Consider the following 14,807-nt stretch of genomic DNA (forward strand, 5'->3'; position numbering starts at 1 on the left):
ACCGGGGACCTCCCCGACTCCGGCGGGCAACGGCCGCAGGTCACCCTCACCCTCGACTACGACACCCTGCGCAAGCAGCTCGGCGCCGCCGACCTCGGCTGGGGCGGGCCGATCACCGCCGCGACCGCCCGGCGGCTGGCCTGCGACGCGCAGCTGATCCCGGTGTTGTTGGGCGGCGCCGGGCAGCCGTTGGATGTGGGCCGGGCCAGTCACACCATCCCCGTCGGCATCCGCCGCGCCCTCGTCGCCCGGGACCGCGGCTGCGCGTTCCCCGGCTGCGACCGCCCCGCCGCCTGGTGCGACGGCCACCACATCCACCACTGGGCCGACGGCGGACCCACCGCACTAGGAAACCTGGTGCTGCTGTGCGGGCACCACCACCGCACCATCCACCACCACGGCTGGCAGGTCCGACTCCATCAAGGCTTACCCGAGTTCCTGCCCCCACCCTGGATCGACCCCACCCAAACACCGCGCCGCAACCGGCTGCACCACCTCCCCGCCATGCCCGACCCACCCGACCGACCAGACCCGCCGGGCAATACGCGACGACACACACTCGAGTTGGTCACCACCAGCTAGCCGGACAGCGCAACATCGCGCGCTCCACCCGCATGTCCCGCCCTCAGATGTGATTACGACGCATGATGATGGCGACTACTGCATCGCGACCCACCGGCTAACCGACGCTGGCACCAACGAGCAGGCTCGGGTAGGACTCAACTGATGACCGACCAACGGGCGAGCAAGCTGGCTGAGCACATCCCTGATCGGCGGGTACGGCAGGAGCACCGCGACGATGCGCACAAGCTGACGGCCCTGGGCGGTCTGGCGGCGCTGTCGTTGGACGCGTTGTCGAGCGTCGCCTACGGACCTGAGGCGATCGTCGTCACGTTGGTTGCGGCGGGTGCGGCCGCGGTGCGGTTCACGCTGCCGATCACGGTGGCGATCACCCTGCTGCTGCTGGTGCTGGTGATCTCTTACCGGCAGGTGATCGCCGTATACCCCGACGGCGGCGGGGCGTACGCGGTCGCGAAGAGCAACCTCGGCCCGCGGATCAGCCTGCTCGCCGCGGCCAGCTTGGTCGTCGACTACGTCCTCACCGTCGCGGTGAGCCTCGCCGCGGGCGCAGCCAGTCTCGCCAGCGTCTTTCCGTCCCTGGCCCACCATCTGTTGGCAATCGCTCTCATCGGTCTGGTGATCCTGACAGTTCTCAACCTGATCGGCATTGCGGAGTCCGCGAAAGCTCTCATGCTGCCGACCGTCGTGTTCATCCTGGCGATCGTGTCGACCATCGTGATCGGTCTGCTCCGCAGTCATCCGGTCGCAACGATCGGCACCAACCTCGCCCCGTTCGTGCCGACCGAGGCACTTGGCGTGGTCCTGCTCCTGAAAGCCTTCGCCGCGGGCTGCTCGGCGCTCACCGGGGTCGAAGCGATCGCCAACGGCGTGCCGGCGTTCCGAACCCCCGCAGCCAAACGGGCCCAGCACACCGAACTCGGGCTGGGCATCCTGCTGGGATCGATGCTCATCGGGCTCGGCGCGCTGATCAAGCTGCACCACGTCGTACCGCGCGGCGATGTCACGACCCTGGCGCAGTTGTCCGCCGCCGCATTCGGGACCGGCTGGCCGTTCTACGTCACCAACGTGACGGTCACGCTCGTACTCGGCTTCGCGGCCAACACCAGCTTCGGGGGGCTTCCCGTCCTGATGAGCCTGCTCGCCAAGGACAACCGCCTACCGCATCTGTTCGCGCTCCGCGCCGAACGTCCGGTCTTTCGATACGGTGTCTTCGCGCTCGCCCTGCTCGCCGCGATTCTGCTGCTGGCCATCGGTGCCGACACCCAACGCCTGCTCCCGCTGTTCGCGATCGGCGTGTTCATCGGGTTCACGATCAGCCAGGTCGGTCTCGTACGGCACTGGCGTGATACCCGCGGTCCCGGCTGGCTGCGCCGCGCGGCGTTGAACGGGACCGGCGCGGTCCTCACCGCCATCGCCGCGGTCGTCTTCCTGGCCAGCAAGTTCACCGAGGGCGCCTGGCTGTTGCTGATCATCATTCCGGCACTGATCCTGCTGTTCACCCGCATCGAGCACTACTACGACTACGTGGGCCACCAACTCGGCCTCGGCGAGCCGATCCCGCCGCCGACGGGTGCGACGCCGCCGACTGAGACCGACCGAGGGTCGATCGTCGTCGTCCCCGTGGTGTCCGTCAGCCGGCTGTCCCAGTTCGCGCTGCAGGTGGCCTTCCGACTCGGCGGTGAGGTAGTGCCGATTGCTGTGGGCATCGACGCCGACGCGACGCGGGAGCTCTGCGCCCAATGGGAGCGATGGCTGCCCGCTGTGGAGCTGCGAATACTGCCGAGCCCGCACCGCACGCTCGTCACACCGATAGTCGGCTACGTCCAGCACCAGCTCGACGCCGGCCGCCAGGTCGCCGTGCTACTCGCCGAGGTCGAACCCCGGCGCCGGCGATACCGGCTACTTCACAACCAGCGTGGACTTGTGCTCGCCGCCGCGCTGCGCTCCCGCACCGACGCGGTCGTCGCCGTCGTTCCGTACCGGCTCACCTGACGGCGACCACGCGGCAGGTCCCGGCACCGCGTCCGACCACGAGGCTCCCGTGCGTGCGCGGTTCCAGCAATACGCCGATACCGCGACCGATCGCACGATCACCACGCCAACGGCGACCGCGACCAGGGTCAGAAGACGCCCACCGTCCACCAGCCCGTGCCAGCGCAGGACGCCCAACCGGTCGACGAGAAAGCCGTTCAGACACAGCCAGGAAAATCCGGCCGCGAACAGGGCGACCGGCAGGGAACCGAGCACGGCGACGACGGCGGTCGCGGCGGCGAGGACTCCGAGATCGGACGCAGCGTCCACATGCAGGCCCAGGGCGACCAGCAGCGCAGTCACGACGGAGATCAGGAAGAAACCACCCGCGATCCCCAGACCGGTGGTCAGCGCCGGCTCCCGCCACCGCGGATCGTCCGCGCGCGACAGCACCGGTCGGCTGAGTCCGGGACGCTGCATGTGCAACTGATCGGCCACGTGACCAGTGCACTACTGCCGGACCTCGCGGGGCGGAATTCTCACACCATTGTTACGGCGGAGGCCGAAATATTTACGTCCCATTAACGCGGGCCCGTATCGGCGCATCCAGCTCGGGCGGGCTGCATCGATCCACCTGAGCGTAGCCTCGTCTGTTATCGACGACAACGAGGCGAGCGGCATCGAGCGGGCCGTCTTCGGGACCGGCAAGCGCGACCAGATCGACGACTGGCTCGCCCGGCACCTGCGAGCCCGACTCGGCGTCGATCTCTCCCGCATCCTGCTCCGTACCGGACGAATCGCCGCGGTCTATGGCGGCGCGCTCAGCGACGGACGGCAGGTCGCGATCAAGGTTCACCGCGACCCTGCTGACCTGCCCTATCTCGGTGCTGTCGCGGCGTGCCAACGACGGCTCGCCGACGCCGGGTACCCGTGTCCTGACCCACTCGACGGGCCGGCCGCCACCGATGGCCGGACCGCACTGATCGAGACGCTGCGCACCGACGGCGAACCGGGCAACGGGCATGAGCCGACCATCCGCCGTGCGATGGCACAAGCCCTGTTCGCGCAGCGCGACCTCCTGCGCAGTTCGCCGGTCGACGCCATCATCGCCGGTGCGCCCGCATGGAGTCGCTACGAGCGCGGTCCGTGGCCAACCCCGCACGACCCGATCTTCGACTTCACCGTCACCCCCGAGGAGTTCACCTGGATCGACGACCTCGCCCGCCGCGCCGCCGGCGCGCTGGAGCAGGTCGGCCCACCCGATGCGATCGCGCATGCCGATTGGTGCTGCGGAAACCTCCGCTTCCTCGACGGCGCGGTGAGTTCCTCCTACGACTGGGACAGCCTTGCCGCAGCGCCGGAAGCGGTGGTGGTAGGGGTTTCCGCCGGGGACTTCACCTCGGGTGGCGTGGTCTGCGCCGACTCTCCGACGCCGGACGAGGTAGCGGCATTTCTGCGCGACTACGAAGACGCCCGATCACACCCGTTCAGCCGGGCCGAGCAACAGAACGCAGCAGCAGCAGTCACCTGGGTCTTGGCGTACAACGCCCGGTGCGGAGTCAGCTTCCTCCCGGACGACGGGTCGCCCCCCGCTGGCTCGGCGCTGCAGGCTCTCACCACGTACGGCGCCGCCTACCTCGACATCCGCTGGTAACGCTCCCTCAGCAGGCGAGCCGAAGTCGAGCGTGCGCCCCGTTGTCGTGCGCACCCGCGGAGTCCCCGCTGGATGCGTTCGTCACCAGGAACTGTAGGAAGTTGAACGTCACCCGCCCCGGGTGGAACGTGCCGGCACTGTCGCCGAGGTCGAACGTCACCCGATGCCACCGACGGTCGCAAGGCACAGCCACGACGGCGAACCCGCTGGCCGACGCCTGGCCCTGTCCGAGGGTCGCAGAAACCTCTTCGGCCACCCACCCTGGCTTGCACCGCAGCCGTGCAGCGACGGTCAACGTCCCGTCCTTGTGCAGCTGCACCCGCTCCCCCGCCTTCACTGCCGCCACGTTCGTCGGCCGGTCGCCGGTCGCGGCCGAAGCCGACGAACCGACTACGCCCACCGAGATCCCCAGGGCGGCACCCAACACCAGTGCCGCTATGCGCTTAGTCCACATCTCCCCCACCTCTTGGCCAAGGATCCTTGGTTCGCCCTGCCCGAACCACCGCCGATGGGCAGCATCGGCGGGCCGCCACCGAGCACAGTGCGACCGGCCGATCGGCGCACGGAGCGGTCGATACCCATGGCGATAGGGCTCTTTGGTTGACGACGCGGGACGCCCGGTGCGGATGCCGTCGTAAGGCAGACATCTCACCGATCAGCGCCGAGTCGACACGCCAACCCGGCGATCGACGCCCACGGAACCGCTGTCCTCGGGCGAACCTAGCCCTGAGCCCCGCCGTCGGCACCGGACATTGTCCGGTGTCCCCAGACCTCGACACCTTCCACGATCGCGATACCGGCCATGATGAGCCCGGCGACAGGGACCGCCCACCACCAGCCGAGCCAGGTGTCGAGGCCCCCGCCGAGCAGGGCGATAGCCGCGGCGTAGGCGCACATCAATGTCTCGACGGCGTCCGCGATGAGAGTGCGACTCCCCAATGACTGTCCGGTACGGCGTTTCGAGAACGACAGGACCGGCATGACCGCCAATGCGGCGGCGGAGATCACGAGGCCCGGTACGGAGTGTTCGGGGTGCTCGTTGCCGATGAGCTCATGAACACTCTCGACGAGGAGGTAGACGGCGCTGGCGAAGAGCGCCATCCCGATCAGGCGGATGGCCCGGGTCTCGCGATCCACATCGACGCCGCGCAGCTGCCAGATGACGATCGCCGCGGAGAACAACTCGATCCCGGAGTCCAGGCCCAGTCCGATCAAGGCGACCGAGGAGGCGAAGACACCGGCCGTGAGTGCGACGGCGGCCACGATGACGGTCCAGATGATGCTGGTACCCAAGAGCACGAATCCCTTGCGTCGCAGCCGATCTAGATCGATCTCAGTCATGACGGCAGCCCGCGCAGCATGAGAACTCAGAGATCTCCGGGAATCTCGCCGTCCCGGATTGCGGCACAGAGGCGCTCGTGATCGCGCACGGTCTGATCGGCGTAGGCGACGGCGAAATCGGTGACCGCGCGGATGAAGACGTTGCCCTTGCCGATGTAGCCGCTGATCGCAGCGGGATCGCCGCTGCGGGCATGGGCACGCGCGAGCGTCCACCCGCACAGGTCGCCGAGCAGCGTCAGGGAGTCTTCGTCGATGCCGTCGGTGTCGAGCTTGCCCTTCATGTCCCAGAGCTGCCGCACGTAGTAGTCGACACCTTCGACCTGGCCGCGCGTCCACCCCAGGAAGATGTCGCCGGCCGCCTGGATGAGTCGTTGGCCCTGGACCACCCGCTGGCCGTGATGGCGGTAGCGGCTCGGTCCGGCGTACGGCTCGAGCACCGAGGTCCCGGCCTGCTTCACCTGCAGGACGAGCAGGTCGTCGCCACCGTCGAAGAGCACCACCCAGCACCGGGTGCCGACGCTGCCCACACCGACCACCTTCATCGCGTAGTCGACCAGTTCGTAGCGATCGAAGAGGACCTGCATATGGGGCGGGAGTGTGCTGCGGTAGGCCTTCGCCGTCTGCGCCACGAGGTCGTCGTCCCGGTCGGTGTGGAAGAGCTCCGGCGGATCATCGATCAGCCGGGGAACCCCGTCGACCCTGGTGGTGAGCCGGCGTACGGCCCGCAGGTGGTCCTTCTTGCGCGCCTTCCGGATCCGTCGCATCGCCCGGCGGTAGTGCTCCGCGTCGATTTCGGCCCGCTTCAGGATCCCGCCCAGTTCGACGCTGTCGAGGTGGGAATACCAGACGTCGAGCCACGACTCGAGCGCGTAGGTGGCCATCCGGCTCTCGTATTCGCGGGTGATGCTGTCCGCCACGCGTCGGTACGCCGCCGTGGAGAACCCGTTGTGCCGGGCGACCACCACGGCGCTCGCCACGAGTCGCTTGAGGTCCCATTCGAACGGCGCGGGCAGTGTCTCGTCGAAGTCGTTGAGGTCGAAGTTGAGCTTGCGTTCGGGGGTTCCGAGCAGCCGGAAGTTGCCGATGTGTGCATCGCCGCAGGACTGGACCCGCAGACCGGACTGCGCGGTGGTGGCGAGGTCGGAGGCCATCACGCCCGCCGATCCCCGGAGGAAGCCGAACGGCGACGCCGCCATCCGGGTGTGCCGGAGCCCGAGGAGGTCGGGCACCCGCTCGGACTCGGCGCCTCTTAGCACCTGGACGGGATCGGTCCGGGAGTCCGGTGGGCGCCATTCTCCGTGCGCCGAGCGGGGAACCTCGGAACGGATCGCTCGGCCGGCCGCACGCCGATCTGCTGCACTGGGACGGCTCATCACACACCCCCGCACCTCGGTCTACTGCTGATCATGTCTCCCGCCGGGCACCTGGTCGAGGAAAACGAGAGTTAACCGCTGCACTAATTTCTGACCCTAGGATCCCGGCAGTGACCTGGCACCCGCGCTGAGGAGGAGGCGACTGTGGGCTCGATCGGCGGCTACCGGCTGGCATCGGTACACACGTTCGAGGTCGTGAGCCGCTACCCGCGGACGGTGGGCCGCAATGCGCGGCTCGGCGCACACGGGGACGGCCCGACGAGCACGGCGGTGGCCGTGACGACCGACGACGGGACGACCGGCTGGGGGCTCGCCCTCGGTCCGGTCGAGCCGACCCGGGCGCTCGTCGGCCGGCCGATCGACGAGCTGATCGACCCGTCGATCGGAGTGGTCGAGGGGACGGCGCTGCCGTTGGACTACGCGTTGCACGACCTGGCCGGGATGATTCTCGGGTTGCCGGTGCACGATTTGCTCGGCGGAGCCGGCGAGCGCGTCCTGGCCTGTTACGACGGGGCGATCTACCTCGACGACCTCGACGTCACACCCGACCGGGCCGTCGACACGGTGCTGGCCAACTGCGCTGCCGACCACGCCGCCGGATACCGCTCGTTCAAGTTGAAGATCGGCCGTGGACACCGCTGGATGGACGGCGCGGCCGGGCTCGCGCGCGACATCGAGGTCACCCGCGCGGTGCGCGCGGCGTACCCGGACGCCGATCTCCTCGCCGACGCCAACGACGGGTTCACCGTTGCCGACGCCCTGCAGTATCTGCAGGCGGTGCAGGACTGCGAGCTGTTCTGGTTGGAGGAGCCCTTCCTCGAGGACCGCGCGGACCTGGCCCGCCTTCGTGCGTTCCTGCGCGACACAGCCGCGCCGACACTCGTGGCCGACGGCGAGGCCCGGCCGGATGTCGCAGCACTCCTGCCGCTGGCCGCGGACGGACTGATCGACGTGTTACTGATGGACGTCGTGTCCTACGGGCTGACGGCGTGGCGGAAGATCATGCCGGCGGTGCTCGACGCCGGGGTGGCCGCCTCGCCACATGCATGGGGCGACCCGCTCAAGACCCTCTATGCCGCGCAGATCGGGGCGGGCCTGGGCAACGTCCTCACCGTCGAAGGGGTGCCGGGCACGGTGGTGGGCGTCGACACCGGCGGCTACCGGCTCGAGTCCGGACGGCTGCAGGTGCCGATGACCGCGGGTTTCGGAATCCCGCTTCCGGACGGCGCGCTGCCCGACTGATTCGCGCTCATACCTCGTTGAGCCTGCCGGTGGCGACGTCGACGATGAAGCCACGAACCGAGCTCGTGTGCGGCAGGAAGGGGCTCGACTCGATGCGGCGCACAGAGTTGCGGACGTCCTCGGCCAGGTCGGTAAATGCCTCGACGGCCCAGTCCGGCTTGATCCCGACCTCGTCCTGGATCGTCTTCTTGAACTCGTCGTCGCTGAAGGTGAGCATCCCGCAGTCGGTGTGGTGGATGAGGATGACCTCCTCGGTGCCCAGCAGCCGCTGGCTGATCGCGAGCGATCGGATCACGTCGCTGGTCACTACCCCGCCGGCGTTGCGGATGACGTGCCCCTCGCCCTCCTTCAACCCGAGGATCCGGTAGACGTCCAGCCGGGCGTCCATGCACGCCACTACGGCGACATGTTTCGCAGGCGGCATGGGCAGTGGCCCGGAGAAGGTCGAAGCGAATTCGGCGTTGTTCGCCAGCAGGTCGTCGGTCACCGTCATCGGGGAACTCCTATCGGCTCGGTAGGCATTACTCAACCCGAGCACGCCGACTGACGCAAGCAGCCGGGACCGGGCCCGGCGGACCGCCCGATGATCACCGCCAAAAAAACCGGGAAATCCTGCCATGCAGGAGAAATCCAGGCTCGGTTCGATATTCTTTCCGCGCACGGCGGCGGTGGTCTGACCCTCCCCCCACGCGGGCCACCGCCGCGGCCGCGCGCCGGGTGGGACTCCCACGCAACTGCACTCCGAACGCGACGAACCCCGGTCACACGAGAGCGTTGCCTCGCGCGACCGGGGGCCCGGTTACAGGGTCCACCGTCCGCCCACCGAGCGCACGGCCGGAATCTCACGCACCGGCACCCCGTGGTCGCGCACACAGCCACAAATCGACAGACTCGCCGAACGGTGATCCGGTCACCCCCCTTGGACTTCGGGCCGGAGCACCTGATCTGCGTAAGCTACCGCACATAGTGGTCCGCGCAACCCCTCCAGTTCTGACCGAGTAGCTCCCCTGTCAGGACGAGAAGTGCGTGACCGGGCGGTCGAGCCGCTCCCCGTCGAGCACGGTGTCGACCTTCTCGTTGTAGAAGGCGATCAGCCCGGCGATGGGCAGGAGTTCGCGGGTCGGGAAGTTGTAGGACCAGGCGAGGTCCGGATGGATCACCTCACCGACGCGGACCGACCAATAGTCGCTTGTCGTCCCCTTGTACGGGCACCGCGTGACCGTGTCGGTGTGGAGGAGATGTCCGAAGTCGACGTCGGTCCGGTTGAGGTAGTAGCGGGTGGGCAGCCCCGTCTCGAACACCAGCACCGGTGAGGTCGACTCGGCCAGGACCAGACCGTCGAGCTCGATCCGGACCGATCGTGTGGAGCGGAGCGAGTCAACCCGGGTGTAGGGATTGCGCGGATGGACGAAAACCTGTTCATCCTCCTCGTACCAGCCGTCGAGAGCGTCCCAATCGAAGCGCAGGGTGCCGCGGAGCTCCTCGATGTCGGTCTCGACCAGCAGCTTCGCGGCGCTGGGCCGATAGGTGTCGCCCACCTGCAGATCCTGCAACTGCACCGGGCCGCGGCGGGTCTGCTGGCTGTGCTGGCGGGAGACCAGGAGGTCGGCCCGCACGTCGTCGGCCGGGATGTAGTACTCCGGATAACCGGCCCATTCCCACACGTAGCGAGCGCGGGTGGTGTCCAGGACCTTCTCGCCCGCGAGATACGCCCTGACCCGACGCGGAACGGGCTCGACGTGGTTGACCGGCACGATGTTCTGCGGATAGTCCTCCATCGAGTATCAGAGTATCGGGCCAAGATGGCGGTTAGCCTGCTTTGGTGGAGGGGCCGCGACAAGAGGGGGCCCGGCATGTCGTTCATATCGCGTGGATTTACCGGCCGTCGCCGTAAGGAAGAGGCCCCGGCCGGCCGCCTCCCTCCCGGGCAGTACGACGTCGGCGACGGGTTCCCCGTGTTGTCCGCCGGCCCGACCCCGCACACCTCGTTGGACCGCTGGGACTTCAGCCTGCGGGGAGAGGTCGACGAGGGCCGGCGGTGGAGCTGGGAGGAGTTTCGAGCGCTTCCCCGCGAACCGGTCTCGGTGGACATCCATTGCGTGACGAGCTGGTCGAAGTTCGACACCCGGTGGGAGGGCGTGTCGGTCGACACTCTGCTCACCGAGGTGGAAACGGCCGCCGCGTACGTCCTGGCGTTCAGCGACGGCGGCTACACGACCAACCTTCCGCTGGCCGACGTGAGCGACGGCCAGGCCTGGGTCGTCGACACCTACGACGGTGAGCCGCTCGACCCCGAACACGGCGGGCCGGCGCGGTTGCTCGTGCCGCACCTCTATTTCTGGAAGTCCGCCAAGTGGATCCGGGGGCTCACCCTCACCACCGCCGACGAGCCCGGGTTCTGGGAGAATTTCGGCTACCACAACTATGGAGACCCGTGGCGGGAACAGCGGTACGCCGGCGACTGAGCTGGCAGCGCGCCGAGGTGCTCGAGCTACGGCACGAGACCCCGCGTGCCAGCCGACTCACCCTGCGCCCACCGGACTGGACCGGGCACCGGGCCGGCCAGCACGTCGACGTACGCCTCACCGCGCCGGACGGCTACACCGCGCAGCGCAGTTACTCCCTCGCGTCGCCGCCCGAGCGGGAGGCGGTCGACCTGGTCGTCGAACGGCTGGACGACGGGGAGGTGTCGCCGTACCTGACGGAGGAGCTGCGACCGGGCGACCTGCTCGAGCTCCGGGGGCCGATCGGCGGGTATTTCGTCTGGCCCGCCGCGCCCGACGGCCCTGTGCAGCTGATCGCCGGCGGCTCCGGGGTCGTGCCGTTCCTCGCGATGCTCGGGCACCACCGCGCCTCGAGAAGCTCGGTCCCGGTGCGGCTGCTGTATTCGGCGCGCACGGTCGACGACATCATCGGTCGGGCCGAGCTGGGCGAGCCCGGCAGCGACGCGACCGACGCCGAAGTCACCGTGACGCTCACCCGCGGGGCGCCCGACGGATGGACCGGGCCGACCGGCCGGGTGGATTCGGCGCTCCTGGCCGAGCGCACGTTTGCGCCCGACCGGCGGCCGCAGGTGCTGGTGTGCGGCCCGACCACCTTCGTCGAGACCGTCGCCCGCGGGTTGATCGACCTCGGTCACGATCCAGGCCGGGTCAAGACCGAACGCTTCGGAGCGAGTGGAGGACCGTGATGACCGACCCCGAAAATGTGTCCGACCGGCGGCTGGACGCCAATGCTGCAGGAGGGCCGCTCGCCGAGCTGTTCACGGTCGACCTCACCGCGGCCGTGGCCACCTGCGCGAGCTGCGGGAGCAGCGGCCCGCTGGCCGAGGACGATCTGTACGCCGACGCGCCGGCCCTCGTGGTCCGCTGCCGGAACTGCACCGCGGTCGTCCTCCGTTACGCCGACAGCGATGGCACGATCCGGTTCGAGATGACCGGTACCAGACTGCTCACAGTCGCCCTTCCGACCGACCGCCTTCCGACCAACTCTGTGTAAGGACATTCCATGGCCGAGATCTGCGCCCACATCCCCGCCGTCGACGACGCGGCACCGAGCGGTGACGGTTGCGTCGAGTGCCTCGCGATGGGTGCCCGCTGGGTCCACCTGCGCCGGTGCGTCGCCTGCGGCCACATCGGGTGCTGCGACAGCTCCCCGAACCGGCACGCCACCGCCCACTTCCATGCCGAGGAGGACCACCCGCTCATCCAGTCCTTCGAGCCGGGCGAGGAGTGGTACTACTGCTACGTCGACGACGTGATGTTCGAGCGGGCGGGTGCGGCTCCCAGCCCCGCGCACCCCTGACCGACCCGGGACAACGGGCCTCATCGCAGAGCTGCGACAGCTTCGACCTCGACGAGTTGATCCCGGTAGCCGAGCACCGCGACGCCGAGCAGGGTGGACGGCGCATCGTGGTCGCCGAAGTGCCGGCTGACGACGTCCCAGGCGGCGACGAGGTCGGCCCGGCGGGAACTGGCGACGTAGACGGTCGTCTTGACCACATCGGTGAGGTCGGCACCCGCCGCGGCGAGCGCGGTCCGCAGGTTGGCCATGACCTGCTCCGCCTGGCCGGCGACGTCCCCGACGGCGACGGTCTCGCCGGAGTCGTCGAGCGGGCACGCCCCCGCGGTGAAGACGAGTCGGGTGACATCGCGCGCGACGGCGGCGTAAGCGTACGGCGCGCGGTCGGCGAGGTCGGTCGAACGAATGAGCTCCACGGGCCCCGGCTCGGTCATCGTCACTTCCTTCCCCTCCACTATGCGCAGCCTGCGCAGGCAAGATCAAGACTGTTTCTCGACCGGGGCACCGTTCACACTGTCCTCAGTGGACTCGAGAGGACGGGTGAGTGAGCGGGCAGCCGGACGAGGGGCCGTTGCATGAGGAGATCCGACGAGAACAGGAGCATGTAGACCGGGTCTATGCCCGAGTCGCGGAGGTCCGGGAAGAGGCGCGGGAGCTGGCCGCGGAGGGACATCGGCGTGCGCAGTTGGGGAAGTTCATCTTCTCGGCGCTCTTCGAACGCGATGCGCTGGTCTACCAGGCGAGTCGCCGGGTCCGCGACCTCGACGTCGCCCATGAGGGTCTCGTCTTCGGCCGACTCGACATGGACGATGCGGAGATCCGCTACATCGGTCGGATGGGCCTGCGCGACGAGGACTTCGACACGATGGTGATCGACTGGCGGGCGCCTGCGGCCGCGCCGTTCTACCGGGCGACCGCCAAGGACCGCCACGGAGTGATCCGCCGCCGGGTCATCAACTGCCGCCGGGAAAGGGTCATCGGGATCGACGACGACCTGTTGGCGGCCGAGCATGCTCCCCGCGACATGCGGGTCATCGGAGACGGGGCGTTGCTGGCGTCGCTGTCCCGGTCACGAAGCGGGGGCATGCGCGACATCATCGCCACCATCCAGGCCGAGCAGGACGAGATCATCCGGGCACCCGCCGACGGAGCGACGCTGATCAGCGGCGGGCCCGGGACCGGGAAGACCGCGGTCGCACTGCACCGGGCCGCGTACCTGCTCTACCAGGACCGGCGGCGGTTCGAGCGCGGTGGCGTGCTGATCGTCGGGCCGTCCCCGGCCTTCATGCGGTTCATCGAGCGGGTGCTGCCGTCGCTCGGCGAATCGGCCGCGACGTTGCGGTCGGTCGGTGACCTGGTCGACGGGATCACCGCGGCCGATCGCGACGACCCGGCCGTCGCGGAGCTGAAGGGGTCGTCGGTGATGGCGCAGATCCTGCGCAAGGCCACGATCGCCCCGCCCCCCGGAGCGCCGGATCGGCTGCGGTTCTCCTACCGGGGCGACGTACTCCACCTCGACGCCGCCGCGCTGATCGAGGTCCGGCGGCGGACCCTGGCGCGCGAGCGGCGGCCGAACGTCGCCCGCTCGCGCGCGCCGGCAATGCTGACCCGTGCGCTGTGGGCGAAGCTCACGGCCAACGACCTCGGTCCCGCCGACCTGACCGAGGAGGAGTTCGCCGACGACCTCGCCGAGCGAGGAGTGCTCCGTGATTTCGTCGACGAGTGGTGGCCGGTCGTCGATGCTCCGACGGTGCTCGGGTGGCTCGCCGACCCGGACCGGCTCGCTGCGGCGGCCGGTCGGGTGCTTCCGGTCGAGGACGTCCACACCCTCGCCGGGTCGCTGGAATCCCTGGCGGGCGGTGGCATTCCCTCCGTCGCGGATGTGGCCCTGATCGACGAGCTCGACCATCTGCTCGGCCGACCGGTGCCGGTGTCGGATCGTTCCGGGCCGGCCGAGGACGAGGAGCCTCCGGACGAGTTCGACGAGGGCTACGCGCACGTCGTCGTCGACGAGTCCCAGGACCTGTCCCCGATGCAGTGGCGGGCGTTGGGACGCCGCGGCCGACGGGCCAGCTGGACGATCGTGGGCGACCCGTTGCAGTCGTCGCGCCCCGAGGACGACGCCGATGCCCGCGCGGCGATGGATGAGGCGATCGGGCAGGGGGAACGCCGCGATTTCCATCTCGACGTCAACTACCGCAACCCCGAGGAGATCTTCGCGTTGGCCGCGCGGATCGCCTGGGCCGGTGCACCGGACGCGAGGCTGCCCCGGGCGGTGCGCTCGACCGGGCACCATCCACGGCACACCCTGACCTCCGCCACGACCATTGCAGCGGACGTCCGGTCTGCGGTGGTCGGGCTGCTCGACGAGGTGGAGGGCGACATCGGGGTGATCACCCCGATCGCTCTGCGCGCCGACGTACTCGACTGGACCGGCGACACAGGCGGCACCCGGGTCCAGGTCCTCGACGGCCTGGACGCCAAAGGGTTGGAGTTCGACGGCGTGGTCGTCGTCGAACCGTCACGTCTCGGCGGACCGACCCAGAACGGCGACCACCTCCGCTACGTCGCGCTCACCCGCGCGACGCAGCGTCTCGTCACGGTCAGCACTGATCCGGACTGGCTCGAGCGGGTCGGCGGCTCGTGACGGCGCGGCGGCGGCTCTACTTTTCGGACAGATGCTGACGCCGGTGCAGCAACGGCTGACCCCACCACAGCCAGGCGATGCCCAGCCCCAGCAGCACGGCCAGCAGGTTGCCCCAGCCGTCCACGACGAACGTGGCCGCCAGGTCGACGCCGCCGATGAGCGTCAGCAGCAGGAAGGCCAGGCCGGCGGCCACCGA

17 protein-coding genes are annotated in these 14,807 nt (G+C 69.2%); 9 read left to right on the plus strand and 8 right to left on the minus strand.

Annotated elements, in window-relative coordinates; translation table 11 throughout:
- Together VGH85_16580 and VGH85_16585 are read left to right on the plus strand one after the other, a co-directional pair.
- Window positions 1-582: DUF222 domain-containing protein (locus VGH85_16580; protein HEY2175423.1), on the plus strand; the 582-nt coding region annotated here is incomplete at its 5' end.
- Between the two features lie 144 nt (window positions 583-726).
- Complete coding sequence (locus VGH85_16585) at window positions 727-2,574, plus strand: APC family permease (GenBank protein ID HEY2175424.1); 1,848 nt, start codon at window positions 727-729, stop codon at window positions 2,572-2,574.
- Here the strand turns inward: VGH85_16585 and VGH85_16590 are convergent.
- Window positions 2,482-3,051 (minus strand): hypothetical protein, encoded by a 570-nt coding sequence (locus VGH85_16590; protein ID HEY2175425.1) that lies wholly within the window; start codon window positions 3,049-3,051, stop codon window positions 2,482-2,484. The two genes, VGH85_16585 and VGH85_16590, sit on opposite strands and share 93 nt — an antisense overlap.
- A 49-nt stretch (window positions 3,052-3,100) precedes the next feature.
- Here VGH85_16590 and VGH85_16595 point away from each other — a divergent pair, with 49 nt between their 5' ends.
- Window positions 3,101-4,207 (plus strand): hypothetical protein, encoded by a 1,107-nt coding sequence (locus VGH85_16595; GenBank protein HEY2175426.1) that lies wholly within the window; start codon window positions 3,101-3,103, stop codon window positions 4,205-4,207.
- Between the two features lie 7 nt (window positions 4,208-4,214).
- Here the strand turns inward: VGH85_16595 and VGH85_16600 are convergent, their stop codons facing one another.
- The 3 genes from VGH85_16600 to VGH85_16610 form a co-directional block, all read right to left on the minus strand.
- Window positions 4,215-4,661: a hypothetical protein gene (locus tag VGH85_16600; protein ID HEY2175427.1), complete on the minus strand. Its 447-nt coding sequence runs from the start codon at window positions 4,659-4,661 to the stop codon at window positions 4,215-4,217.
- Between the two features lie 266 nt (window positions 4,662-4,927).
- Window positions 4,928-5,548 (minus strand): cation transporter, encoded by a 621-nt coding sequence (locus tag VGH85_16605; GenBank protein ID HEY2175428.1) that lies wholly within the window; start codon window positions 5,546-5,548, stop codon window positions 4,928-4,930.
- A 26-nt stretch (window positions 5,549-5,574) separates the two neighbouring features.
- Window positions 5,575-6,777 carry a DUF2252 domain-containing protein gene (locus VGH85_16610; protein HEY2175429.1) on the minus strand — a complete coding sequence of 401 codons (1,203 nt, stop codon included), beginning with the start codon at window positions 6,775-6,777 and terminating at the stop codon, window positions 5,575-5,577.
- A gap of 288 nt (window positions 6,778-7,065) precedes the next feature.
- Here VGH85_16610 and VGH85_16615 point away from each other — a divergent pair, with 288 nt between their 5' ends.
- Window positions 7,066-8,163 carry an enolase C-terminal domain-like protein gene (locus tag VGH85_16615; GenBank protein HEY2175430.1) on the plus strand — a complete coding sequence of 366 codons (1,098 nt, stop codon included), beginning with the start codon at window positions 7,066-7,068 and terminating at the stop codon, window positions 8,161-8,163.
- 7 nt (window positions 8,164-8,170) lie between these two features.
- Here VGH85_16615 and VGH85_16620 read toward each other — a convergent pair whose 3' ends face one another.
- Entirely contained in the window at window positions 8,171-8,656 is a 486-nt protein-coding gene (locus VGH85_16620) for a carbonic anhydrase (GenBank protein ID HEY2175431.1), read from the minus strand.
- Window positions 8,657-9,173: 517 nt separating this feature from the next.
- Window positions 9,174-9,941 carry a DUF427 domain-containing protein gene (locus tag VGH85_16625; GenBank protein HEY2175432.1) on the minus strand — a complete coding sequence of 256 codons (768 nt, stop codon included), beginning with the start codon at window positions 9,939-9,941 and terminating at the stop codon, window positions 9,174-9,176.
- A gap of 75 nt (window positions 9,942-10,016) precedes the next feature.
- Here VGH85_16625 and VGH85_16630 point away from each other — a divergent pair, with 75 nt between their 5' ends.
- From VGH85_16630 to VGH85_16645, 4 genes are read left to right on the plus strand one after another with little or no spacing between them, the layout of a single operon-like run.
- Complete coding sequence (locus tag VGH85_16630) at window positions 10,017-10,628, plus strand: sulfite oxidase-like oxidoreductase (protein HEY2175433.1); 612 nt, start codon at window positions 10,017-10,019, stop codon at window positions 10,626-10,628.
- Entirely contained in the window at window positions 10,598-11,353 is a 756-nt protein-coding gene (locus VGH85_16635; GenBank protein ID HEY2175434.1) for a ferredoxin reductase, read from the plus strand. The genes VGH85_16630 and VGH85_16635 overlap by 31 nt, the downstream gene beginning before the upstream one ends.
- On the plus strand, window positions 11,353-11,661 hold the full coding sequence (locus tag VGH85_16640; GenBank protein HEY2175435.1) for a DUF6510 family protein: 309 nt from the start codon (window positions 11,353-11,355) through the stop codon (window positions 11,659-11,661). The genes VGH85_16635 and VGH85_16640 overlap by 1 nt, the downstream gene beginning before the upstream one ends.
- A 9-nt stretch (window positions 11,662-11,670) precedes the next feature.
- Complete coding sequence (locus VGH85_16645) at window positions 11,671-11,967, plus strand: UBP-type zinc finger domain-containing protein (GenBank protein HEY2175436.1); 297 nt, start codon at window positions 11,671-11,673, stop codon at window positions 11,965-11,967.
- Window positions 11,968-11,987: 20 nt separating this feature from the next.
- Here VGH85_16645 and VGH85_16650 read toward each other — a convergent pair whose 3' ends face one another.
- Window positions 11,988-12,398, minus strand: coding sequence for a RidA family protein (locus VGH85_16650; protein HEY2175437.1), 411 nt, complete (start codon window positions 12,396-12,398; stop codon window positions 11,988-11,990).
- Window positions 12,399-12,508: 110 nt separating this feature from the next.
- Here VGH85_16650 and VGH85_16655 point away from each other — a divergent pair, with 110 nt between their 5' ends.
- On the plus strand, window positions 12,509-14,611 hold the full coding sequence (locus VGH85_16655; GenBank protein ID HEY2175438.1) for an AAA family ATPase: 2,103 nt from the start codon (window positions 12,509-12,511) through the stop codon (window positions 14,609-14,611).
- 16 nt (window positions 14,612-14,627) lie between these two features.
- On the opposite strand, the gene VGH85_16660 is transcribed toward VGH85_16655, so the two are convergent.
- A partial coding sequence (locus VGH85_16660; protein HEY2175439.1) for a hypothetical protein occupies window positions 14,628-14,807 on the minus strand: 180 nt, incomplete at its 5' end.

It is taken from the genome of Mycobacteriales bacterium, from assembly GCA_036497565.1.
Taxonomy (GTDB): domain Bacteria; phylum Actinomycetota; class Actinomycetes; order Mycobacteriales; family QHCD01; genus DASXJE01.

Coding starts and splice junctions, on each gene's coding strand:
- VGH85_16585 (HEY2175424.1), top strand. CDS start 727: ATGACCGACCAACGGGCGAGCAAGCTGGCTGAGCACATCCCTGATCGG.
- VGH85_16600 (HEY2175427.1), bottom strand. CDS start 4,661: ATGTGGACTAAGCGCATAGCGGCACTGGTGTTGGGTGCCGCCCTGGGG.
- VGH85_16605 (HEY2175428.1), bottom strand. CDS start 5,548: ATGACTGAGATCGATCTAGATCGGCTGCGACGCAAGGGATTCGTGCTC.
- VGH85_16620 (HEY2175431.1), bottom strand. CDS start 8,656: ATGACGGTGACCGACGACCTGCTGGCGAACAACGCCGAATTCGCTTCG.
- VGH85_16625 (HEY2175432.1), bottom strand. CDS start 9,941: ATGGAGGACTATCCGCAGAACATCGTGCCGGTCAACCACGTCGAGCCC.
- VGH85_16630 (HEY2175433.1), top strand. CDS start 10,017: ATGTCGTTCATATCGCGTGGATTTACCGGCCGTCGCCGTAAGGAAGAG.
- VGH85_16640 (HEY2175435.1), top strand. CDS start 11,353: ATGACCGACCCCGAAAATGTGTCCGACCGGCGGCTGGACGCCAATGCT.
- VGH85_16645 (HEY2175436.1), top strand. CDS start 11,671: ATGGCCGAGATCTGCGCCCACATCCCCGCCGTCGACGACGCGGCACCG.
- VGH85_16650 (HEY2175437.1), bottom strand. CDS start 12,398: ATGACCGAGCCGGGGCCCGTGGAGCTCATTCGTTCGACCGACCTCGCC.